Annotated in this window: 21 protein-coding genes and 1 tRNA gene; 9 read left to right on the top strand and 13 right to left on the bottom strand. The window is 63.6% G+C overall.

What is annotated here, in order from left to right; translation table 11 throughout:
* Positions 1 to 13: 13 nt before the first annotated feature.
* From lptB to AWH62_RS15555, 6 genes are all read right to left on the bottom strand, one after another.
* Positions 14 to 775: an LPS export ABC transporter ATP-binding protein gene (gene lptB, locus AWH62_RS15580; protein ID WP_083635255.1), complete on the bottom strand. Its 762-nt coding sequence runs from the start codon at positions 773 to 775 to the stop codon at positions 14 to 16.
* Between the two features lie 32 nt (positions 776 to 807).
* Positions 808 to 1,347, bottom strand: coding sequence for an LptA/OstA family protein (locus AWH62_RS15575; protein WP_158025648.1), 540 nt, complete (start codon positions 1,345 to 1,347; stop codon positions 808 to 810).
* Entirely contained in the window at positions 1,347 to 2,051 is a 705-nt protein-coding gene (gene lptC, locus AWH62_RS15570) for an LPS export ABC transporter periplasmic protein LptC (RefSeq protein ID WP_075191482.1), read from the bottom strand. The genes AWH62_RS15575 and lptC overlap by 1 nt, the downstream gene beginning before the upstream one ends.
* Before the next feature lie 96 nt (positions 2,052 to 2,147).
* Positions 2,148 to 2,762, bottom strand: coding sequence for a ribonuclease D (locus tag AWH62_RS15565; protein ID WP_075191411.1), 615 nt, complete (start codon positions 2,760 to 2,762; stop codon positions 2,148 to 2,150).
* Between the two features lie 26 nt (positions 2,763 to 2,788).
* Complete coding sequence (locus AWH62_RS15560) at positions 2,789 to 4,048, bottom strand: hypothetical protein (RefSeq protein ID WP_075191410.1); 1,260 nt, start codon at positions 4,046 to 4,048, stop codon at positions 2,789 to 2,791.
* 12 nt (positions 4,049 to 4,060) lie between these two features.
* Complete coding sequence (locus tag AWH62_RS15555; protein ID WP_075191409.1) at positions 4,061 to 5,581, bottom strand: MBOAT family protein; 1,521 nt, start codon at positions 5,579 to 5,581, stop codon at positions 4,061 to 4,063.
* 313 nt (positions 5,582 to 5,894) lie between these two features.
* On the opposite strand from AWH62_RS15555, the gene AWH62_RS15550 reads away from it, so the two are divergent.
* Complete coding sequence (locus tag AWH62_RS15550; protein WP_075191408.1) at positions 5,895 to 6,317, top strand: hypothetical protein; 423 nt, start codon at positions 5,895 to 5,897, stop codon at positions 6,315 to 6,317.
* Positions 6,318 to 6,440: 123 nt separating this feature from the next.
* On the opposite strand, the gene AWH62_RS15545 is transcribed toward AWH62_RS15550, so the two are convergent.
* The 4 genes from AWH62_RS15545 to AWH62_RS15530 form a co-directional block, all read right to left on the bottom strand.
* On the bottom strand, positions 6,441 to 7,016 hold the full coding sequence (locus AWH62_RS15545; protein ID WP_075191407.1) for a hypothetical protein: 576 nt from the start codon (positions 7,014 to 7,016) through the stop codon (positions 6,441 to 6,443).
* The gene (locus AWH62_RS15540; RefSeq protein ID WP_075191406.1) at positions 7,013 to 8,191 is read right to left on the bottom strand and encodes a M48 family metallopeptidase; all 1,179 of its coding nucleotides are present in this window, start codon (positions 8,189 to 8,191) and stop codon (positions 7,013 to 7,015) included. Before AWH62_RS15540 ends, AWH62_RS15545 begins: the two co-directional genes overlap by 4 nt.
* 10 nt (positions 8,192 to 8,201) lie before the next feature.
* The gene (locus AWH62_RS15535) at positions 8,202 to 8,873 is read right to left on the bottom strand and encodes a hypothetical protein (RefSeq protein WP_075191405.1); all 672 of its coding nucleotides are present in this window, start codon (positions 8,871 to 8,873) and stop codon (positions 8,202 to 8,204) included.
* A gap of 195 nt (positions 8,874 to 9,068) precedes the next feature.
* Positions 9,069 to 9,155 (bottom strand) — tRNA-Leu (locus AWH62_RS15530).
* 164 nt (positions 9,156 to 9,319) lie between these two features.
* Here AWH62_RS15530 and AWH62_RS15525 point away from each other — a divergent pair.
* Complete coding sequence (locus tag AWH62_RS15525) at positions 9,320 to 10,285, top strand: complex I NDUFA9 subunit family protein (RefSeq protein WP_075191404.1); 966 nt, start codon at positions 9,320 to 9,322, stop codon at positions 10,283 to 10,285.
* Between the two features lie 55 nt (positions 10,286 to 10,340).
* On the opposite strand, the gene AWH62_RS15520 is transcribed toward AWH62_RS15525, so the two are convergent.
* A complete protein-coding gene (locus tag AWH62_RS15520) occupies positions 10,341 to 11,207 on the bottom strand; it encodes a CPBP family intramembrane glutamic endopeptidase (protein ID WP_075191403.1) in 867 nt (288 codons plus the stop codon).
* 63 nt (positions 11,208 to 11,270) lie between these two features.
* Complete coding sequence (locus tag AWH62_RS15515) at positions 11,271 to 12,077, bottom strand: undecaprenyl-diphosphate phosphatase (protein WP_075191402.1); 807 nt, start codon at positions 12,075 to 12,077, stop codon at positions 11,271 to 11,273.
* A gap of 149 nt (positions 12,078 to 12,226) precedes the next feature.
* Between AWH62_RS15515 and AWH62_RS15510 the strand changes: the two genes are divergently transcribed.
* The 5 genes from AWH62_RS15510 to AWH62_RS15490 all read left to right on the top strand — a co-directional run bounded on the left by AWH62_RS15510 (position 12,227) and on the right by AWH62_RS15490 (position 17,174).
* The gene (locus AWH62_RS15510) at positions 12,227 to 13,198 is read left to right on the top strand and encodes a cation diffusion facilitator family transporter (RefSeq protein ID WP_075191401.1); all 972 of its coding nucleotides are present in this window, start codon (positions 12,227 to 12,229) and stop codon (positions 13,196 to 13,198) included.
* A gap of 31 nt (positions 13,199 to 13,229) precedes the next feature.
* Positions 13,230 to 13,907, top strand: coding sequence for a glutathione S-transferase family protein (locus AWH62_RS15505; RefSeq protein ID WP_075191400.1), 678 nt, complete (start codon positions 13,230 to 13,232; stop codon positions 13,905 to 13,907).
* Complete coding sequence (locus AWH62_RS15500; protein ID WP_075191399.1) at positions 13,907 to 14,968, top strand: hypothetical protein; 1,062 nt, start codon at positions 13,907 to 13,909, stop codon at positions 14,966 to 14,968. Before AWH62_RS15505 ends, AWH62_RS15500 begins: the two co-directional genes overlap by 1 nt.
* Positions 14,965 to 16,098 (top strand): tRNA epoxyqueuosine(34) reductase QueG, encoded by a 1,134-nt coding sequence (queG, locus tag AWH62_RS15495; RefSeq protein WP_075191398.1) that lies wholly within the window; start codon positions 14,965 to 14,967, stop codon positions 16,096 to 16,098. The genes AWH62_RS15500 and queG overlap by 4 nt, the downstream gene beginning before the upstream one ends.
* A gap of 101 nt (positions 16,099 to 16,199) precedes the next feature.
* Entirely contained in the window at positions 16,200 to 17,174 is a 975-nt protein-coding gene (locus AWH62_RS15490) for a diguanylate cyclase (RefSeq protein WP_083635253.1), read from the top strand.
* Here the strand turns inward: AWH62_RS15490 and AWH62_RS15485 are convergent.
* On the bottom strand, positions 17,171 to 17,836 hold the full coding sequence (locus AWH62_RS15485; RefSeq protein WP_075191397.1) for a hypothetical protein: 666 nt from the start codon (positions 17,834 to 17,836) through the stop codon (positions 17,171 to 17,173). The two genes, AWH62_RS15490 and AWH62_RS15485, sit on opposite strands and share 4 nt — an antisense overlap.
* A 224-nt stretch (positions 17,837 to 18,060) precedes the next feature.
* On the opposite strand from AWH62_RS15485, the gene AWH62_RS15480 reads away from it, so the two are divergent.
* Together AWH62_RS15480 and AWH62_RS15475 are read left to right on the top strand one after the other, a co-directional pair.
* Positions 18,061 to 19,203, top strand: coding sequence for a glycosyltransferase family 4 protein (locus AWH62_RS15480; RefSeq protein WP_075191480.1), 1,143 nt, complete (start codon positions 18,061 to 18,063; stop codon positions 19,201 to 19,203).
* A complete protein-coding gene (locus AWH62_RS15475; protein ID WP_075191396.1) occupies positions 19,200 to 20,183 on the top strand; it encodes a glycosyltransferase family 9 protein in 984 nt (327 codons plus the stop codon). Before AWH62_RS15480 ends, AWH62_RS15475 begins: the two co-directional genes overlap by 4 nt.

Raw genomic sequence — 20,183 nt, 5'->3', positions numbered from 1 at the left:
ATGCAGAGGTTAATCAGCCAAAGCTTTCTCCGAGATAAACGCGGCGCACGTCTGGGTCGGCGCGGATCTGGGCCGGCGAGCCTTCAAACAGCACTTCACCCTCGTGAATGATCGTGGCTCTGTCCGTGATTTCAAGGGTTTCGCGGACATTGTGGTCGGTAATAAGAATCCCGATTCCCCGCTCTTTCAAAAAACGGATCAGGTCGCGGATATCGGTGATGGCCAGCGGATCAATGCCGGCAAAGGGCTCATCCAGCAGCATGAAGGAGGGGCGGGTCGCCAGGGCGCGGGCGATTTCCATGCGTCTGCGTTCGCCGCCTGACAGTGACGGTGCCGGGGCCTTGCGCAGGTGCGATATGCGCAGCTCTTCCAGCAATTGATCGACCAGGGCATGGCGGGCATCGCGGTCTTTCTCGACCACTTCGGCGACAGCCAGAATGTTCTGTTCCACGGTCATGCCGTGAAAAATCGATTTTTCCTGCGGCAGATAGCCGATGCCGAGCCGGGCGCGCTGATACATGGGCAGGCGCGTGATGTCCTCGCCATCCAGCAGGATGCGTCCGTAATCGGCTTCGACCAGGCCGGTGATCATGTAAAAACAGGTCGTCTTCCCGGCGCCGTTGGGGCCGAGCAGGCCGGCCACTTCCCCGCGCTGCAGGGATACCGAGACGCCTTTGACGACGGGCCGTTTGCGATAGGCCTTGCCGATCTGTTCGACGACGAGCCCGCCAGCCGGTTCGGTTTCGGCCGCAGGCATGGGTTCGGTAAGCGCCATGAAAAACGTGTCCTTGTGCCGGCAGCCGGAAATCAGCCTTCGGGTGTGTCAGACGATTCGGCCTCGTCGGTGGTGCGGGCCGGTTGCAGGACCATGCGCACGCGCTCGCCGGTGCCGGCTTCGCCGAAATTGGAATTGCCGGTCGCCAGATTGTTCACGAAACGATTGGTGGTGATCACATTATCGCCTTGGGTGATGACGACCTCGCCGGTCAGGGTGATGATCTCCTCGGCCATCTGATAGACGCCGCGGTCACCGCGCGCGCGCTGGGCCGGTGTGATGTAGAAAACATTGTCGGTGGCGACGATACGGTCGATATCGCCCCAGCCACCGCCTTCGCCCTCGCTTTCGCCATTATAGTACACGTCCATCCGGTCAGCCTGCAGGCTCGATTCGCCCTGCACGACGTGGACATTGCCCAGCCAGACGATGTGGCGCTCGGCGTCAAAGACCTCGAATGTGTCCGCTTCGATGTCCAGCGGAAGCGAGGAGTTGCCGATCTGGGCCAGGGCGGCATTGCCCGTGAGTGCAGCGCTCATAAGCCCGGTCAGGGCGATAGCAAGCAGGCGCATCATTGATTTCCTTCCTCGGGCGGCGCTGTCGTGTCGGGCGCGGTTCGGTCCTGTACCAGCCGTGCCCGGACATTACCGGAAAAGATGATGTGATTGCCACCATCGGAGATTTCATAGCTGTCGGCCCGGATTGTACCCATCGGGCCGGTTCCTTCCACCGCTTCCTCACCGGTCACGCGTTCATCTCGCAGGAAGATGCGGGCGTGGTTGGACTGGAATCTGTAGCCGGCGCGGGTCCGGAAATTGACGTCTGAGTAGAGATCGAGAATGCGATTGGGCAGATCGTAGCGGCCGGATTCGGCCAGCACTTGCGACACATCGGTGCCGGCTTCGAGAAAGTTATAATCGAGCCGGGGACGCTCGAGCTCGGTGACGCCATCGGCGGCATCACGGCGCCGTATCGCGACGTCAGCCGTCACCGCATAGGGGGTGAGGTTTTCGTCCCGGCCTGTGAAACGCGGATTGGTCATGCGTACATCCGTGCTGACCGACTCGGTCTCGCCGACAGCCGCGCCACTCGACCCGAGGACCAACTGAACCACCAGCAGGCCGGTTATCGTCAGGGCGCCTGCCGTGAAGAAGAGCCGCAGGCCACGAACGAAGGCGGTTCGACGCCGGGCAACGCTCAACGCCAAGGCACGACGCGGCTCCCATCGCGCATAGGCGTTGGATTGCTGCGGCTGGAAGCCGGAAGGGGCGGTCAAGCTGGTCACCGGGTCAAATACATCCGATTGGGTCGTCGCACACGACCCTCGCGCCAGAAAGACCAGTCTTTGCTGGCCTTTTCAAGGCGGCCGCGGTCAGGAATGAGCAAAAATGTCGATTTCCGGCCAGCCGGCGAGGTCGAGACGGGCCCGCGTCGGCAGGAAATCGAAACAGGCCTTGGCCAGATCCATCCGTCCTTCCCGCTCGAGCATCATCGTCAATACGTCGCGCAGCTTGTGCAGGTGCAGCACATCCGAGGCGGCGTATTCCAGCTGTGCCGGCGACAATTCGGCGGCGCCCCAGTCCGAGGATTGCTGCTGCTTGTTCATGTCGGCGCCGACCAATTCGCGGGTGACATCTTTCAGGCCGTGGCGATCAGTATAGGTGCGGGCCAGTTTCGAGGCGATCTTGGTGCAGAAAATCGGCGCCATCGTGACGCCGAGATATTTCTCGACCATGGCGACGTCGAACCGGGCAAAATGCAGGATTTTCTCGACCGCCGGGTCGGCCAGAACCCGCTTGAGATTGGGGCAATCATAGGTCGGTCGGTCCATCTGCACGACATGGGCATCGCCATCGCCGGCCGATAGCTGGACCACGCACAACATGTCGCGGGTCAGGGACAGGCCGAGGGTTTCGGTGTCGACGGCGACGATCGGGCCGAGGTCGAGATCGGCGGGCAGGTCACCCTTGTGGTAGTGCACAGTCATGGCGTCATCCTTGTTTGGCCCTGCGTCTAGCGCCGCGCGGCGCGCGGTGCAATGCGCGCCAGCTTGTCGGCGACGCTGATTTCATCATCGCCGTTGAGGAATTGCGGTGTTTCCAGCTCGGCCGACGGATTGCCGGCGGCAACCGCGTCCAGCATGGCGGTTACCGCGCGCCCATCCTCAGTGGCGAGCCAGGCGGCACGCCGCGCCTCGATGGCAGCTGACGTGGCACCCATCGTCTCCGGGCTCAGGCGGTCACCGGTGGTGCGGGCATCGTGCGGCCGGTCGCCAGCCATCACCGCCAACATGTCGGCACCGACATTCGGCAGGTAGTGTGATGGCTCGTAGAAGGTCGGATGGGCCTCGGTCGCGTCGGCACCCGGTGCCGCGACGGCTGCAAAGGGTCTGAAACCTGAGAAGTCCCAGACTTGTGCGCCATCGCCCGGCAGGCAGGCGTCGACGGGTTCGCGGTCGGCATGGCGGGCGAATGTGTCGGCGAGCGCGGTGCGGAAGGCGAGGTAGTCATCGCCGCGCCCGGCCCGGAACAGGGCTTCCTCGCGCCAGGCATGCAGCGGATGGATGAAGCCGATGACCTGCACCCCTTCCGCCGTCAGCCGGTCGAGCACGGTCTCGAACAGGGCCAGCCGTTCCGGATCGAAGCGATAGCCGAGATAGAAGCGATAAATGCCCCGGGCACCGCTTTCATAGCGCGTCCGCTGGGCGCCGGCCGGATAGGTATCGGCCCAGGGCACGCGCGGCTGCGATCCGGTCAGATTGTCGGCGATCAGCTGGATCGAGGCGCCGAACGTGCTGGGCGACAGGGCGACCCGGGCGCGGGCGAAATCGGCATTGCCGTCGCGCAGTGCCGACAGCCAATAGGTCGCCTTGGCCTTGGAATGGGTGCCGAACTCGTCGAGATCAAGCCCGATCACGACGCACTGCAAGGTCTCGCTGCCGGCTGCCAGCGCGGCCGCTTGCGACAGTTCAAAAATATTGGTGCCCCGCATGCCGGCATTGATGAAGCCGTCCGGCAAGTCGGCCGGATCACGCGGGAAACCATCGACCGTGCGCGATGATCCCAGGATGATCGCGCGTTCGCCGCCGCGGGCCAGCTGGTCGCCGACATGGACCCGGCCGCCATCCTCATAGAGGCGCGTATCGCGAACGGTCAGGCCGGGAAGGTCCGGCGATCCCATGATGCCGAACGGATCAATCAGCGCATTGAAGCCCGCAAACCCGGCCAGGGATGCAAAGAGGGCAATCAGCAATGTTGCGGCATAGCGGTGCATCTCGGCGCGGTCCTAGAAGGTGTAATAGATGAATTCGGACGTCTTCCAGGCGTTCAGCACGGACAGGAAGAGCAGGAAGGCGGCGCCGATGGCGGCCAGCCGGGTGAAGCGCCAGCGCAGGCCGGGTCGGGGCTTGATCTGGGCGTCCTTGAGGGTCTGTTCGTCGAGCACATCGGCAAACAGTTCCGGCGTGTCGGGCAGCGACCAGACCAAAACCAGGCCGAACAGGACCCAAGCGACCAGCTCGGTCGGGACACCTTCGAGGCCAAGACCCGAAAACCCGAACATGCCAGCCAGTATGCGGCCGGCACCGGACCAGCTCTCGGCCCGGAAGAAAACCCAGGCAATGGTGGTGAAGGCAAAGGTCAGGCCGATCGCGATGATGCGGCGATGGCCGTCAAACCAGCCTTTCGGGCCCCACTTGTTCCAGTAATGATTCACCGTCAGGCCAAGGCCATGCAGCCCGCCCCAGATCACAAAGGTCCAGGCGGCGCCGTGCCAGAGGCCGCCGAGCAGCATGGTCGCCATCAGATTGATCGAGCGCCGCGTCTCGCCATGCCGGTTGCCACCCAGCGGGATGTAGAGATGGTCGCGCAGGAAATGGCTCAGCGTGATGTGCCAGCGGCGCCAGAACTCCACCACCGAGGCGGATTTGTACGGCCCGTTGAAATTGACCGGCAGGCGGAATCCGAGGCAACGGGCCAGGCCCAGTGCCATATCGGAATAGCCCGAGAAATCGAAGAAGATCTGCAGCGCATAGGCAATGGCGCCGAGCCAGGCCGCGACTAGGCCGGGCGTGTCGCCGCGTTCGGCCATCGCAAACAGGGAGGAGGCGTAGGGTTCGATGCTTTCCGCGATCAGCACCTTCTTGGCCAGGCCGATCGCGAACAGCGACAGGCCGACGCCGAGATTGTCCCAGAGATCGTCCTTGCGCGTGGTGTCGTTGAATTGCGAGGCGATCTGGTGGTGCTGGATCAGCGGGCCGGCAACGATGTGCGGGAAGAAGGAGACAAACAGGGCGTGCGCGAAGAAGCGGCCCGGATCGGTCTTCCGGCGTGCCACATCGACCAGGTAGGAAATCTGCTGGAAGGAGAAGAAGGATATCGCCAGCGGCAGGCCCAGGCCCAGCTCGGGAATATCCAGCCCGGTCAGCGCATTGATATTGCCGGCCAGGAAGTCGGCATATTTGAAAAAGCCGAGCAGGGAGAGGTTGAAGATGATGCCGATGGCCAGCAGGGGCTGGTTGCCCCAGCGACGCATCAGTCGCGCCACGATGTGGTTGATGATCACCGAGCCGAGCAGCAGGAGGACGTGGCGGATGAACCAGAGCGAGCGGATCAGGCTCTCAAGCGTCCAGCCGTCGAGCTCGTGCCAGGGTGCCCGCGACAAATCCCACCACGCATAGAAGAAGAAGCTCGCGGCGGCGAGCAGTGACAGCGCCGTCCAGTGCGAGATGTAACGCCGCGCCAGATAATAGGTGAGCAGCACGCCGGGCAGGAAAAGGAACAGGAATTCGAAGGAATTGAAGATCATTGCCGCGCCGCACCGGAAGTCGCAGCGACGCTAGCCCTCCCCCGTCCAGGCGGCAAGGCAGGCCTGCACGCGGCAGCGTTATCCACAGGGGGTGCCTCCTTTTGTGGCATTTGGATGTCTTAACGGGGTGTAAATGGAAAAAATTCTGCACCAAAATGTCGACGAAGGTGATGCAATAGCCTTAATTTTCATGCCATGCGGTCCATTACGAAAACTTTCGAACGATCCGTATACGGACTTTACATTCGCGGCATGATCTGTAACATTAGTGTCATACACAATCCTATCGAGTTTCTCGCAGGAGGGAGACCACATGAAAAACCAAAGCAAAATGATCGCCGCTTCCCTCGCCGCGTCCTTCGCCTTCATGGCACCGGCCCCGGCCCAATCCCCCGACAGTGGGGAAGCTTTTCTTCTCGAAATGATGGGCGAACGCGCCTGGGAAGTATCGTGTCAGTTGACGCAGGGTGACGGCGACAGTGTCGCAACCCGCGAGCGGGGCCGCGGCCTCCTCGACAATGGCCGCTTCTCCGTTGGCGACGTCGTCGGTGGCCTGTGCACCTATTCGGTGCCGGACCGCGGCGAGTTGCGCCTCACGCTGCATGTCGAACATACCCAGCTGGAATGCCCGTTCACGGTCACCGAGGCCGGCTTCTGCCGCGCCTATCTCCAGCCTGGCGACAGCGGCAGCTTCAATGTCCAGCGCCGCTCAACGCCGGTCGCGACCGGCTCGTAAGCGCCACATGCCATAACCTGTACGAAGCACGACAGGTAAAAAGACGCCCGGCTGCCTCCCCCGCAGCCGGGCGTTTTCGTGTGGATGTCTGATCCGGTGGTGACCGGACCGGGCGGCGCAATCCTAGTCCGGCAAGTCAATCGAGTTCATGATCGCTTCGACTTCCGGCGCGACCGCATCATAGTAATGCAGCTCCGGCGCCATGAAGAGCACCAGGTCGAGCCGGTCATCATGCGCGATGGTGGCGGCCTCGCCCTTCACCCGCATGCCATTCTGCCAGATGCCGGTCAGGCCGAAGCGCAGCCCGTCGACGCCGTCAAACTCTGCCGGCCGGATCAGATCGGCCTCGACATCGCTATAGCCGATCATTTCCAGGCTCGATGTGATGAATTCGACGATTTCGAACTCGCTCGACCCGGCGGTGTAGAGCGGCATTTCAACATTGCGGCGGGCGCGCACGAGGCCTTCGGAGTCAGGAATGGAAACCAGGTGGACCCGGTTGAGCAGCACGCCGTCCTGCGTCAGGAACTCGCCATTGGTCGCCGGATTGATTTGCGACGGCCAGCGCGACCAGTCGTTCTGCAGCATCACCGAAAAGTCACCCTCGGTCTCGAACGGTCCGGCCGGTGCGGCAACCGGCACAACGGCGCAGGCGGAAAGGCTGGCGGCGACAAGGCCGCAGATCAGAAGGCGTTTCATGGTTGTGTCCCCGTCAAGTCAGTGATCAGGCGTTCGATCAGATACCGGTCGCGTGCCTGGGGTGAATGGTCGAGATAGGCCTGGAAGGCTGCTGCAGCAGCCGGGTTGTCGCCTTGTGCCCGGCGCATCTCGCCGATAGCGCGCCAGGCATCCGCCGGTGCGTCGGCGTGGCGGGTCGCCGCTTCAAACTCGGCCAGGGCGAGCGCGTCATCGGCCCGCATCGCATAAATGCGGCCGCGCGCATATTGCAAGACACCGAGATCCTCGCCCTGCCCGGCCAGGCGATCAACCAGCGCCAAGGTGGCGCCGTGGTCTCGCCGTACGATATGCATGTCCAGCCAGTCCTGAAGGAAGGGGCGGATGATCCGGCGATAAGCGGCGCGATCGCCGTCATGGACGGGCAGGTCCGCAGCCTGGGCGGTGAGTGATGCAATGCGTACATCAATATCGGGATGCGTGCCGAAAGCCCCGCCATCATTGCCCCGGCGGGTCACCTCGTCATGGTCGGACGCGGTCAGTTCATCCAGAAGATTGCTCCAGATTGCCGCGCCGGCATCGGCGGAGTAGCCGGCCTCGGTGGCATGGATCAGCCCCTTGGTGTCGGCCTCGGTTTCCTGGGATCGCGAGAAGGACAGGGCGCCGCCATAGGCGAGAAGCGAGCCGAATGATGACAGTCCGCCGCCGCCTGCCACACCGATGACGCTGCCCAGCACCGTGGAGGTGACATTGGCGTTGCGCATGGCGGCATGACGTTCGAGGAAATGGTTTTCCTCGAAATGTACGAATTCATGTCCCAGCACGAAGGCCAATTCATCGGTGGTTTCCGCGCGCAACAACAAGCCGGTATTCACGATCGCCATGCCGTTTGGCGCCATTGAGGCATTGAAAGTGGGCGATTCCAGTATGTAAAGGCGCAGGTCGTCGCAGAATGTGCCGGCCACCTCACAGATGCGCGCATTCACCCACGCGTTGAGCGCCGGGTCGGAATTGAGTTGTCCCGAGGCCTGCAGTCGGGATTCGGCTTCATCGGTCTGGTACCACAGGCTGGCTTCCGTCGATGACAGGTCCATCGGACGATCGCCGGCGCTGCGAACCCCGTGGTCGGTCGAGGCGCAGGCAGCAAGGCTCACTGCGAGGCCGGCCGCAAGGCCGAGCCGGGTCAGGGAGTTCAGCATCGGAGCCGTCCTATTCGAGCGGCAGATTGTTCAGAACGCGCGTGACGATGCCGGCCGACTCGCCTTCGTCGCGCGCATCGCCCAGCGTGGCCTGTGCGCGCTCAACGATATCGCCAGTCTCCAGATCGATGATCGTGCCGATCGTGGCCCGGACATTCTGCGATGGCGGGGTGAAACCGGTCGCCGTCCCGACCAGGACCTGGGTCATGAACACGCCGCCGCTTTCGATCTGCGAGTAGTGATCGACGAAAATCGCGCGGTCGGCATTGTAATGCTCGCGCAGCAAGGATGCGGTCTCGCCCAGCGTAATGTCGTGATTGCTGCCCCGGCCGCCCTTGTGCGGCATGTTCAGATCGGCCGAGGCCGAGACCAGTTCGAACAGGTAGAGCAGTTGCTGGATCTCGTCAGCGTGCAGCGCATCGCTCTCAAAGCCTGTCACCGTATAGCCGGCCGAGGAGATCTGGTCGCTGAAATGGCCGCGCAGATTATTGGTCGCCGCCTCGGTCCAGTCGGCACGCACTTCGGCACCACCAGTGGTGATGAAGATGATCTCGGCATTGGGTTCCATGATCAGGTACTGCGCCGGCGCATGGCCGTCGGCAGAGGCGTCATCGGCATGAGCAGAAAACGGCGCAATAAGTCCCCCGACCGCCAAGGTGGCGGCCAACGCAACATGTTTCATGGATAGTCCCCCAGAATATTTCCGGTTCATCCTGAAAGGCGGCGCCCGTGTCCGTCAAGCCCGGCCTCACGTAAGGTTGTGGATTTTTGCACCAGTAGGCGCGCCGGATCCGGCAATGCACTGCGAAATCATACCGAAGAGTTCCGGACAACCTACCCGTCGGCGCGACGGGCTTATTCCTTGAAAGGAAAGCAATGGTGCCCAGGAGAAGACTCGAACTTCCACTCCCTTGCGGGAACTGGCACCTGAAGCCAGCGCGTCTACCAATTCCGCCACCTGGGCAGGTGTGCGAGGCGCGGTAACTAAAGCCGGGGCGGGGCGCTGTCAACGGGCTGATTGCACGCCGCGCTGTGTTCGACACTTCAGTACCGTGCGCATTGCCGCATGGACAGGCGCGCGGTTTTTTGGTCTATCCCGGACAAAGCCTATTTGCACGAGGGCATTCCATGCTGCGAGACGAGATCATCACCGTGTTCGGCGGGTCCGGCTTTGTCGGGCGTCATGTGGTTCGGGCGCTGGCCAAGGCCGGCTACCGGGTGCGCGTCGCCTCGCGCCGACCGCATCTGGCGCAGGACCTGCGGGTCATGGGCGTGGTCGGTCAGGTCCAGCTGGTGCAGGCCAATTTGCGCGTTCCGGCCTCGGTCGAGCGGGCGCTGGATGGTGCCGCTGGCGTGGTCAATCTTGTCGGTGTTCTCAATGAGGGCGGTCGTCAGACCTTTACCCGCCTGCATGCGCTGGGCGCCAAGACGATCGCCGACACGGCGGCGGCGATGGGCATTGAGCGCATGGTCCAGGTCTCGGCCATTGGCGCCTCGGACGACAGTACCTCGCGCTATGCCCGCACCAAGGCCGAAGGCGAGGCTTCGGTGCTGGCGGCCCTGCCGCAGGCCACCATCCTGCGGCCCTCGATCGTGTTCGGCACTGAGGATGGTTTCTTCAACCGCTTCGGCGCGATGGCCCGCTTCGTGCCGGCCCTGCCGCTGTTCGGTGGCGGCAAGACCCGGTTTCAGCCGGTCTTCGCCGGTGATGTCGGCAAGGCTGTCCTGGCGGCGTTCGAGCGCAGCGATGCGCGCGGCGAAACCTATGAGCTGGGTGGTCCCGGCATCTATACATTTGAAGAGCTGATGCGCTTCATCCTGGCCGAGATCGACCGGCCGCGCCTGCTGCTGCCCTTGCCCTGGACAATCGGCAAGGTGATCGCGACGATTTCCGAACTGGTCGGCGCCCTGCCGCTGATGCCGACCCTGATCACCAATGACCAGCTGGTGCAGCTGAAGTCCGACAATGTTGTGTCGGATGGCGCCAAGGGCCTGTCTGATCTGGGTATTGTGGGTGAAACCGTCGAAGCGATCGTGCCGAGCTATCTGGTCCGCTATCGTCGTTATGGGCAATTCCACGAACGCGAAGCCTGAGCGGGTTTCAGTCCTGGTGAGTTTTTGACGGGCCGCGTGTCAGCGCGGCCCGTTTTCATGCCGATTTGGTCGCGGTGCTGTGGCGAAACCAGGCAAGCAGCGGCAGTCCGGCGGCGAGGACCAGCATGCCGCCGAGCCCGAGTGGCCCGTTCCACGGCCATTGCGGGGCTGACAGAAAGATCAGTGACGCGCCGGCGACGGCATTGAGCGACCCGTGCATACCGGCGGCGGCTATCAGCCCGCCGCGCTCGCGCGCCAAGGCGTGATAGGGTGTCCACAGGATTGTGAAGACCGTCATGACCGCGACACCGGTCCATCCCAGGCCGGGATAATTATAGCCCATCAGGATAATCGGGCCGTGCCAGATGCCCCAGATGGCACCAATCACCAGGCACATCGGCCAGAAGCCGAGGCCGGCCAGTCGCGGCTGCAGCCAGCCACGCCAGCCGATCTCCTCGCTGATCATCAGGAAGACCGTGTTGAAGGCGATGCCAACCGGCAGACCGATCGCGAATTGCAGCGTCAGCAGGGTTGCCGGTTCCATCGGCACGGTCTGTCCGCTCGCCTCGACCTGGGCGACCAGGAAGGCCGCCGGATCACCAGCAGGCTGTCCGGACAGGGCAAGAGTCACGATGACCGACAGGGCGCAAATGGTCACCGGGACCAGCCAGGCCAACAGGGTCCAGCGCAGGACTTGCGCGACCCGGAAGCCCCGCAGGCCCAGCGCCGCGAGGCGACGGCCCTTGTCAAACAGGAGGCTGGTCACCAGAGCGGCGACGCCGGGCCCCATCATCATGAGCGCGAGCAGGCCGGCGCTGCCGAGCGGGCCCTGGGCGCCAAGGCCACCCGTTGCGTGAATATACCCGGCGACACTCCAGCTCGACGCAAAGGCAAGCAACAGGAATACGGTGATGGCACGCATGGCCGAGTCCCCTCCATTCGTCTCAGGGCTTTGAGCATGGCCCCGAGACATTATGGCGTCACTCTAAATAGCGAAGGCCAGCAGGGCGAGACCCAAGGCGATGCGATAGAGGACGAAGGGCAAAAAGCCGATCCGGTCGACCAGCTTCATCAGAACTGCAATCGCCGCCCAGGCTGTCACGAAGGACAGGCCGGCCACGATCAGACCGTCTGTCAGGCTGGCGCCACCGCCATCGGTACCGGCGCGGGCCAGTTCGATCATCGAGATGACGCCGAACGCGCCGATCACCGGGATCGCCATCAGCATGGAAAAACGGGCGCTTTCGCTGCGGGTCAGTCCCAAAGCGCGGCCGGCTGTCATGGTCACACCCGAGCGCGAGGCGCCGGGGATCAGGGCGAAGAGCTGGGCCAGGCCGATCAGGGTCGCCTGCTTGAAATTCATCGTCTCGACTGTGTGGACTTTCGGGCCATAACGGTCGGCGAGCCAGAGCGGCAGGGCGAACACCAGGGTCGAGACCGCGATCACGGTCGGCGAGCGCAGCGCATCGACGAGGTCAAAGGCGACCAGGGCGCCGGCGATGATGAAGATTGGCGGCATCGAGGCGCCGACCAGCAGCGCGATCCGGCCGCCCGGCGTGAGGCGCCCTTGCAGCAAGGCCAGCTTGCCCACGGCGACGGCGCCGATGTCACGGCGGAAATAGGCCAGCACGGCCAGCAGCGATCCCGCATGGGCCATGACGTCGATCAGCGGACCCTGGTCGTTTTGGCCGGTCAGTTGCGGGGCAAGGATGAGATGGGCCGAGGACGAGATCGGCAGGAATTCGGTGATGCCCTGAACGAGCGCGAGAATAACGAGATAGATCAGGCTCATGGCAGGGTCCTGCGGCAATCGGGCAGGCCGATAGTCGGGCAAAGCAGCGCGCTTGGCCAGTGCTCCGTTCGTCTGGCTGCAGGCGGGGCGCTGCGGCCTGATTGACGCCGGCGGCGTAGCGGACCAAAACCGCTGCAAAGGATATCGTCATGCCTCACGACTTCGCCGCCGGTCCCGGCGGACCCGGACGTCTCAGCCCGAAGGACGCGCTCAGCCATACTGGCCAGGCGACGGCGGCGTCTGTCGTGGTGGCGCTGATCCTGACCCTCACCAAGGCCGGGGTGTGGTGGATGTCGGGCTCGGTGGCGCTGCTGGCCTCGATGGCCGACAGCCTGCTCGACCTGACCGCCTCGCTCGCCGTCTATCTATCAGTGCGCTACGCCGCCGAGCCGGCCGATGCCGAACACCGGTTCGGCCATGGCAAGGCGGAGGCCTTTGCCGGCATCTTGCAGGCGATTTTCGTGGCGATGTCGGCGGTACTGCTGTTGCGCGAAGGCGTCGAGCATTTGTTCAACCCGGTCGAAATCCGGGCCGGTGGTTGGGCACTGGGTGTGATGGTGCTGTCGATCGTGCTGACCGTCGGTCTGCTCGTAATCCAGACGCGGGCCGTCAGGGAGACCGGATCGGTCGCCGTCGAGGGGGACCGGGCGCATTATTTCTCGGATTTGGGCGCCAATGGCGTTGTCATTATCGGCATTCTCGGTGCCACGCTGGGCGGTTGGTTCTGGCTCGACGGGCTGGCCGCGCTGGCTGTTTCAGGCTGGCTGTTCTGGACCGCCTGGGGCGTGGCCCGGTCGGCCGCCGATCAGCTGATGGACCGCGAACTTCCCGACGAGGCGCGTGACCATATCGCGGCGTTGGCGCGCGATGATCTACGTATCATTGACATTCACCAGCTCCGCACCCGTGCCGCTGGTCCGCTGGTCCATATCCAGTTTCACATGGCACTGGATCCGGGCCTGTCCCTGCGCGAGGCGCATACCATCCTGATCGAGTGCGAGCGTCGCTTGCTGGCCGCCTATCCGGCAGCCGACATCATCATCCACGCCGACCCGCACGGCGAGGCGGAACCGCATGGTGGTGAATTCTTCAATACAGAAACCACGTCCAAGGACGCTTAGACTTCCGGTTGAAGCGGGTTAGCCTGATACCATGCGAACGCTCCACTTCTGGCCCCTCGACCCGTTTTCCCGACAGGTTCGCCTCGCGCTCGAGGAGAAATCCCTGCGCCATGACCTGCAGCTGGAAGTGCCGTGGGAGCGTCCGGATGACCTTTTGTCGCTCAATCCCGCCGGCACCACGCCGGTCCTGGTCGATGAGAGCGGCGGCGGTCGCCGGGTCATCGTCGAGAGCCGCGCCATCCTGGAATATCTCGAAGAAACAACGCCCAGCCCCTGCCTTTTGCCGGGCGGTCCGGCCGAGCGCGCCGAAGCGCGCCGCCTCGTCGACTGGTTCGACCGCAAATATGATGGCGAGGTCAACGCCTATCTCCTGCACGAAAAACTGGAGAAGCGGGCCCAGGGTCTCGGCGCGCCCGACCCGGCCGCCCTGCGGGCCGGGCGCGAGCATCTGCGCTGGCATCTCGACCATCTCGCCTGGCTCCTGGAAGCCCGCGACGGCCTCGCCGGTCCGCGCTACACGCTGGCCGACATCGCCGCGGCGGCTCATCTTTCCTGTGCCGACTATCTCGGCGATGTGCCGTGGGATGAGTTCGAGCCGGTCAAGCAATGGTATTCCCGCGTCAAATGCCGTCCGGCCTTCCGCGGCCTCCTGACCGACAAGCTGCCGGGCGTGCCGGCGGCGGCGCATTATGCGGATCTGGATTTTTGATGATGCGATTGTTCGTTCTGATTGTCTTGCTGTTTGGTTGGCTTCCGGCGGCACCAAGTCTTGCCCAGAGCGCGGACAATGCCGCGGTCCCATTTGAAGATACCCAGCGTGTCATCGAGTGGGTGAATGATCGAAACTCGGTGTTGGGGCAGATGGTAGTCGCGCCGGCCCGATTGGTGGCAGTCGTTCAGGAGTTGCGGCCGCTGCTGGAAACGCAAGAAGACCCGGAACGGCTTCGCCAGGCTTTTGACGAGGCGATCGAAAGATTGATTCGTGCCCAAGAACGAATGTCGGAGGCGAATGCGGGGCTATCCGAAGCGCCGGTCGTCGCTGGAGACGAGTCACAAAGCCATCGCCTCGAAGCGTCCCGGCGTTCCGTGGACCTGATTCATCGGCAGGCTGACGACATTCTGGCGCGAGGCATCGCCGAGTTGCGGAGCACCCGTGACAGTTTGGAATCTGCCAACTTCACATTGCGGGTTTTGAGCGTTGATGCCGAGATAGCGCTGCTTGAGGCCAACATCCTGCAGAAAGAAACGATGCGCTCAAACGACCCAACAAATCCAGGGAGTCTTGCAAATCTTGCGAGTGAGCAAGTGTTGAGAATGAACAGAGACCTGGCGGTAATGGTGCGGAGTTGGATCGTCGGCGAGGGACTCGAAACCACGTTGTTTCAGGCGCAGATCGTTGAGCAGTATCGCGATCTGATAATGGCGCAGCAAAGCGGTATCCGGCGCATTGTCTACGAGCAACTCAATATATTGGAGCAGTCGCTTGTCGATATGCCCGACGATGAGCGCACGGAATGGTTTGCATCCTTTACCATGCTATCTGAGTTTTTTTTGGCCTACGAGGAAACAGCAGACCTGCTGCTCGAAAGTGCCGGTGTGATCGACGACTTTCTTGACGTGTATCCTGATGCTGAGTCGGAACAACACAGGCTGCAAATCATTGGTCAAACGGCGCAACGCCTCAACGCGCTAACGCTGCGCCGTAACGAGTTGCTTGTCAGGCAAGACCGAATGGCCAGCGAGGTCGCACAGGCTATGGAAAATCATTGAACGGCCAAGACCTCAAATCCCTCGCCCTAGAGCTCGGCTTCTCCACCGCCCGCATCTGCCGGGCCGACGAGGCCTGGTCTGCCGGTGAGCGTCTCGCGGAATATGTCGCCGACGGGCATCACGGTTCGATGGCCTGGATGGAAGAGACGCTCGAGCGGCGTCAGCATCCCACCGCCATGTGGGCGGACGCAAAATCTGCCGTGGTGGTCGGTCTGAATTACGGGCCGGAGCAGGATCCGCTGCCTTTGCTGGAGCGGCGCTCGGAAGGCGTGGTTAGCGTCTATGCGCAAAACGCCGATTATCATGATCTGCTGAAGAAGCGTCTGAAACATCTGGCGCGCGCCTTTGCCGAGAAAACCGGCAAGCAGGTCAAGGTCTTCGTCGATACCGCGCCATTGATGGAAAAGCCGCTGGCGGAAAAAGCGGGTGTCGGCTGGCAGGGTAAACACACCAATCTGGTCAGTCGTGAGTTCGGGTCCTGGCTGTTTCTGGGGGTGATGCTGACCGAGGCCGAGCTGGAGCCGGATGAGGCCGAGCGCGACACATGCGGCTCGTGCCGGGCCTGTCTCGATATCTGCCCGACAAGGGCCTTTCCTTCGCCCTACCGGATCGATGCACGGCGCTGCATTTCCTACCTTACCATCGAGCACAAGGGCGTCATTGCGGAGGAATTCCGCAAGCCGATGGGCAACCGGATTTATGGCTGTGATGACTGTCTGGCGGTATGCCCGTGGAACAAGTTCGCGCAGACCAGTGTGGAAACGGCCTTTCATCCACGGCCGGAGCTGAAAGGCCCGCTCCTCGCTGAACTGGCGGCACTTGATGATGCGGCTTTCCGGCAGGTCTTCACAGCGTCGCCGGTCAAGCGGATCGGTCGGGACCGTTTTGTTCGCAATGTAATGATTGCGGTCGGCAATTCGGGTGATCCGGCCTTGCTGACCACGGTCGAGGCGGGGCTTGAAGACGCGTCGGCCCTCGTCCGCGGCATGGCTGTATGGGCGTTGGCACAGCTCGATCCGGGCCGCGCGCGGACCCGGGCCGAACGCGATGCCGAGGCCGAAGGCGACGAAGCTGTTCGTGCTGAATGGCGGGCCGTGTCGCGGTCCGGCGATCAAACGGTTTCGTATTGAGGGGATATTATCCTTTTGCGGACAGATTGACGGCTTGGAATTTTGTGACAACGCGTCGGGGGGGCGCCAGTCATGGCTCTACGATACAAGGGGCGTCACCGATGACGTCGACTGATTTTCAATCCGACATGGCGTCCGACACGATCTCGGTGCTGATCTGTGAGAACAGCTCGGTCCAGCTGCGCATCCTGTCCGAAGCCGTGCGCCAGGCCGGCTACAGCGTCCAGACGGCCGGCAGCGCTGAAGAGGCGTTGAGGCTATTGCAGCTCGTGCCCGTCGACATCTTTCTGACCGGTATCGAGGTCGGGGTCGTTTCCGGTCTTGAGGCCTGCTGGTCGCTGAAGTCGAACAGCGAAACCGAGTCCGTCTACACGATTGTGGTGACGGCCTCCGGCGAGGACCGGCGGCTGGAAGAATCGCTCGATGCCGGCGCTGACGATTTCATTCGCAAGCCGGTCAACATGACCGAACTTCGCGCACGCCTGCGGGCAGCCAGTCGTCTGGTGCGCATGCAGAAGCAATTCCGCCGCCTGGCCGAGACCGATGCGCTGACCGGTGCCGCCAACCGGCGCGCCTTCATGCAGTATCTCGACCTGCAGGTGCAGCGCGCCAGCAATGATGATTTGCCGCTCTCGGTGATCATGATTGATCTGGATTTTTTCAAGGCGATCAACGACACCCATGGGCATGCTGCGGGCGACAAGGTGCTGATCGAAGCGGTCGCGGCAACGCAGGGCTGCCTGCGCACCGGGGACATGCTGGGGCGCATCGGCGGCGAAGAATTCTGCGTGATCCTGCCGGGTGCCGGCCTGCATTCGGCAGCGCTGGCCGGCGAGCGCATTCGCGCCGCCCTCGAAGCAATGGACATTGTCAGCGATGCCGGAGCGGCTATCCCCGTCACCGCCAGCCTCGGCGTGGCGAGCCTGGCGTGCGGTGATCTGATTTCGGCGCCGGACGCCTTGTTGCAGGCCGCCGACACGGCGCTCTATCGCGCCAAGGAAAGCGGCAGAAACCGGGTCGTCCTTGACGGTGCCAATGATGATGAGCCGCCCGCCTTGCAGGCTGTCGGGCTTTAGTCAGCCGCTGCCTGTCGGCGCGCTTCCAGAATGGCGCCGCGCAGGAGAAGTGTCGGGATGTCGTCGGGTTCCTGCTCACGGGCCCGCTGCATGTCCTGCCAGGCGAGGTCGAGTTGCCCGGTGGCAAGCCGGACCTGTCCGCGATAGCGCCATCCTGCCGCCAGCCAAGGCGCGATCTCGATCAGTCTTTCCGCGTCGGTGCTGAGGGCGGCCCAATCATTGCGGCCGGCGTGCAGCCCGGCGCGCGCGAGACGGGCTGGAATGTCGTCGGGTTGCAGGGCGAGCGCCGCGTCATAAGCGGCGGCCGCGTCGTCCAGCTGGCCGGCCATGAAGCGCGTATCCCCGGCCAAGGTCAGAAGTTCGGTGCGTTCGGCATCGACCATGCCGATAGCCGTGCCATCGGCGAGATTGACCAGGATGTCGGCGCCGATCTCGCCTTCGCCAAGGGCAATCAGGGCCCGCGCCTCACACACTTCTGCCGGCCAGCCACCGCCCTCGATGCGCCAGGCCTGGGCCCGTTCAAGCGCGTCGGTCGCGTCGATCTGAACCTGGCCGAGACAGGTGTCGAACCGGACCCGCTCGCGATAGGCCGCGTCGTTCTGGGCATGAAGGGGCGGGGTGGTGGCCAGCGCCAGGACGCAGGCAGTGAGGGTAAACCGCATCGGGTAGCTCCATCGGTACGGGCCGGCAGGGATCAGGCCGGCGGATACAGCGGCGAGACCCACCCCCCGGACCGGCCTCGCCGTGTCCAGATACGGCAGGATGATGGTGTGACGATAGCCCCCTTGGCATCTAAAAGCGGGTTTGTTTTCCGGCGCGAGCTATGGAAGAAGAAGGCAGGCCAGCGCGCGCGCCATGCCGCATGCTCGAGGATGTCCGGCTTTTCATGATCCTTCTCCAGGTTATCCCGGAACTAGACGCCGGCGGCGCCGAGCGGACCACGCTGGAAGTTGCCGAGGCGGTCATCGAGGCCGGCGGACGGGCCGTCGTGGCCAGTCAGGGCGGTCGTCTGGAAGAGGAGCTGGCGGCGCTGGGGGGCGAACTCGTGCGCCTGCCGGTCGCCAGCAAGAACCCGTTTGTCCTGTGGTCGAACATGCACGCCCTGATCCGGCTGATCCGAAGCGAGGGGGTCGATATTGTCCATGCCCGCTCGCGGGCGCCGGCCTGGAGTGCCAAATGGGCCTGTGACCGGACCGCGGCGCATTTCGTGACCACCTATCATGGCACCTACAATGCGCGATCCGCCCTGAAACGTCGTTATAACGCGGTCATGGCTGCGGGTGAGCGGGTGATCGCCAACTCGAACTTCATTGCCGACCATGTCCGCGCCGAACACGGTGTCGGAGAGGACCGGCTGGTCGTCATTCCGCGCGGCGTCGATCTGGCGCGCTTCGATCCGGCCGCGATTTCGCAATCCCGCATTGACACCTTGCGTACGCGCTGGGGTCTTGACGGGTTGGGAGATGCACCGTGCCTTCTTCTGCCTGGCCGGCTCACCGGCTGGAAGGGCCAGCGTGAAGCCATCCGGGCACTCGCTGCCTTGCCGCCGGACGGGCCGTCACCGCACTTATTGCTCGCCGGTGATGCCCAGGGGCGAGACGCCTATGTCGCGGAGCTTGATGCCCTGGCACTTGAACTGGGTGTGCCGGAACGGGTTCATCGGGTCGGACATTGTACCGACATGCCGGCAGCCTTCGCCCTGAGTGATCTCGTCCTGACCCCGTCGGTCGAACCGGAAGCCTTTGGCCGGACGGCGGCAGAGGCCGGCGCCATGGGGCGGCTTGTCATTGCCGCCGATCATGGCGGTGCGCGCGAAGTTGTTGAGCACGGCAAGACCGGCTGGCGTGTTCCACCCGGCGATCCGGCGGCGCTCGCGAAAGCCATCGCCGACGCGCTTGCACTCGCGCCCGATGACCGCGCAATCATGGTCGCTGCGGCGCGCGATCATGTCACAACGCATTTTTCTACCCGCAGCCTGCAAGCTTCGACTTTGCGGGTTTATCATGAGGTCCTAAACTCACGCCCATGACCGAGCCGCAGCGCGACATAACCTATATCCTTCATTGGGGTGACCTGACCGCGACCGTGCGCATGCTGGCCGCCGCGAAAACCATTCGCGACACCTATCGCCGGGACCGGATCATCCTGCTCACGACGCCCGATTTCGAGAGCCTGCTCAAACATTGCCCCTGGTTCAATGCGATCGAGACCGACGCCTGCCCGGATACGCGTCCGATGGCGGGCCTGCGCGACAAACGGTTGAAGCTGGCCAAGCCCGCGCGCGTTTTTGATCTCGTCGGCTCGGCGGACTCGCGCAAGATCAAGGGCAATTTCCGTTTCGCGAAGACCAAGTGGCACGAGGTTGCTCCTGTGGCTGACGCAGGCGTGCACCCGGTCGATGCCGCGGCCGGTGTGCTCAACGGTGTGCTGGGCTTTGAGCCAACCCGCTTCCCGCTCGGCGGCGCCCCGGCGCCCGATGCGAGCTGGGTCGATTTCCTCGCCAAGCAGTCGCGCATGCTCGATCCGGAATATTTCGGGCTCAATGGTCCCTTCGCCCTGCTGGCCCCGGCCGGGGACAGTGTCAAACCGGCCCTGCGCTGGCCGAAAGAAAAATGGGCCGCTCTGGCGCATGAGCTTTTGCAGTCCGGTATTACGCCGGCACTGATCGGCGGGCCGGACACACGCGATGTCGGTCGCCATGTCTCGCAGGTGACGCCGGGTGCGCGGGATCTGACCGGTAAGGCGAAACTGCCGCAATTGGCGGGCCTTGCCCGGCGGACGCGCTTTGTGTTCTCCGAGGATACGCCGCTGATCCATTTGCTGACAGCGTCCGGCGCCCCGGCGCTGGCGCTCTATGGCAATGTCGATGATCCGGCGCCGCTGGCCCCGCGCGGCCCGTCTCCGGTCATTCTCATGCACGCCACCACGCTGGCCCAGGTGACGCCGGAAGAGGCGATTGCCGCGATGCGCTTTGCCGGTGGATTCGCTGATGCGCCGGCGGCAGCGTGA

Source organism: Maricaulis sp. W15 (assembly GCF_001924955.1).
GTDB classification, from domain to species: Bacteria; Pseudomonadota; Alphaproteobacteria; order Caulobacterales; family Maricaulaceae; genus Maricaulis; species Maricaulis maris.
This window is presented reverse-complemented; position numbering and strand designations above follow the sequence as displayed.

Coding starts and splice junctions, on each gene's coding strand:
- lptB (WP_083635255.1), bottom strand. CDS start 775: ATGGCGCTTACCGAACCCATGCCTGCGGCCGAAACCGAACCGGCTGGC.
- AWH62_RS15575 (WP_158025648.1), bottom strand. CDS start 1,347: ATGCGCCTGCTTGCTATCGCCCTGACCGGGCTTATGAGCGCTGCACTC.
- AWH62_RS15565 (WP_075191411.1), bottom strand. CDS start 2,762: ATGACTGTGCACTACCACAAGGGTGACCTGCCCGCCGATCTCGACCTC.
- AWH62_RS15560 (WP_075191410.1), bottom strand. CDS start 4,048: ATGCACCGCTATGCCGCAACATTGCTGATTGCCCTCTTTGCATCCCTG.
- AWH62_RS15555 (WP_075191409.1), bottom strand. CDS start 5,581: ATGATCTTCAATTCCTTCGAATTCCTGTTCCTTTTCCTGCCCGGCGTG.
- AWH62_RS15550 (WP_075191408.1), top strand. CDS start 5,895: ATGAAAAACCAAAGCAAAATGATCGCCGCTTCCCTCGCCGCGTCCTTC.
- AWH62_RS15545 (WP_075191407.1), bottom strand. CDS start 7,016: ATGAAACGCCTTCTGATCTGCGGCCTTGTCGCCGCCAGCCTTTCCGCC.
- AWH62_RS15540 (WP_075191406.1), bottom strand. CDS start 8,191: ATGCTGAACTCCCTGACCCGGCTCGGCCTTGCGGCCGGCCTCGCAGTG.
- AWH62_RS15535 (WP_075191405.1), bottom strand. CDS start 8,873: ATGAAACATGTTGCGTTGGCCGCCACCTTGGCGGTCGGGGGACTTATT.
- AWH62_RS15525 (WP_075191404.1), top strand. CDS start 9,320: ATGCTGCGAGACGAGATCATCACCGTGTTCGGCGGGTCCGGCTTTGTC.
- AWH62_RS15520 (WP_075191403.1), bottom strand. CDS start 11,207: ATGCGTGCCATCACCGTATTCCTGTTGCTTGCCTTTGCGTCGAGCTGG.
- AWH62_RS15515 (WP_075191402.1), bottom strand. CDS start 12,077: ATGAGCCTGATCTATCTCGTTATTCTCGCGCTCGTTCAGGGCATCACC.
- AWH62_RS15510 (WP_075191401.1), top strand. CDS start 12,227: ATGCCTCACGACTTCGCCGCCGGTCCCGGCGGACCCGGACGTCTCAGC.
- AWH62_RS15505 (WP_075191400.1), top strand. CDS start 13,230: ATGCGAACGCTCCACTTCTGGCCCCTCGACCCGTTTTCCCGACAGGTT.
- AWH62_RS15500 (WP_075191399.1), top strand. CDS start 13,907: ATGATGCGATTGTTCGTTCTGATTGTCTTGCTGTTTGGTTGGCTTCCG.
- AWH62_RS15490 (WP_083635253.1), top strand. CDS start 16,200: ATGACGTCGACTGATTTTCAATCCGACATGGCGTCCGACACGATCTCG.
- AWH62_RS15485 (WP_075191397.1), bottom strand. CDS start 17,836: ATGCGGTTTACCCTCACTGCCTGCGTCCTGGCGCTGGCCACCACCCCG.
- AWH62_RS15480 (WP_075191480.1), top strand. CDS start 18,061: ATGATCCTTCTCCAGGTTATCCCGGAACTAGACGCCGGCGGCGCCGAG.
- AWH62_RS15475 (WP_075191396.1), top strand. CDS start 19,200: ATGACCGAGCCGCAGCGCGACATAACCTATATCCTTCATTGGGGTGAC.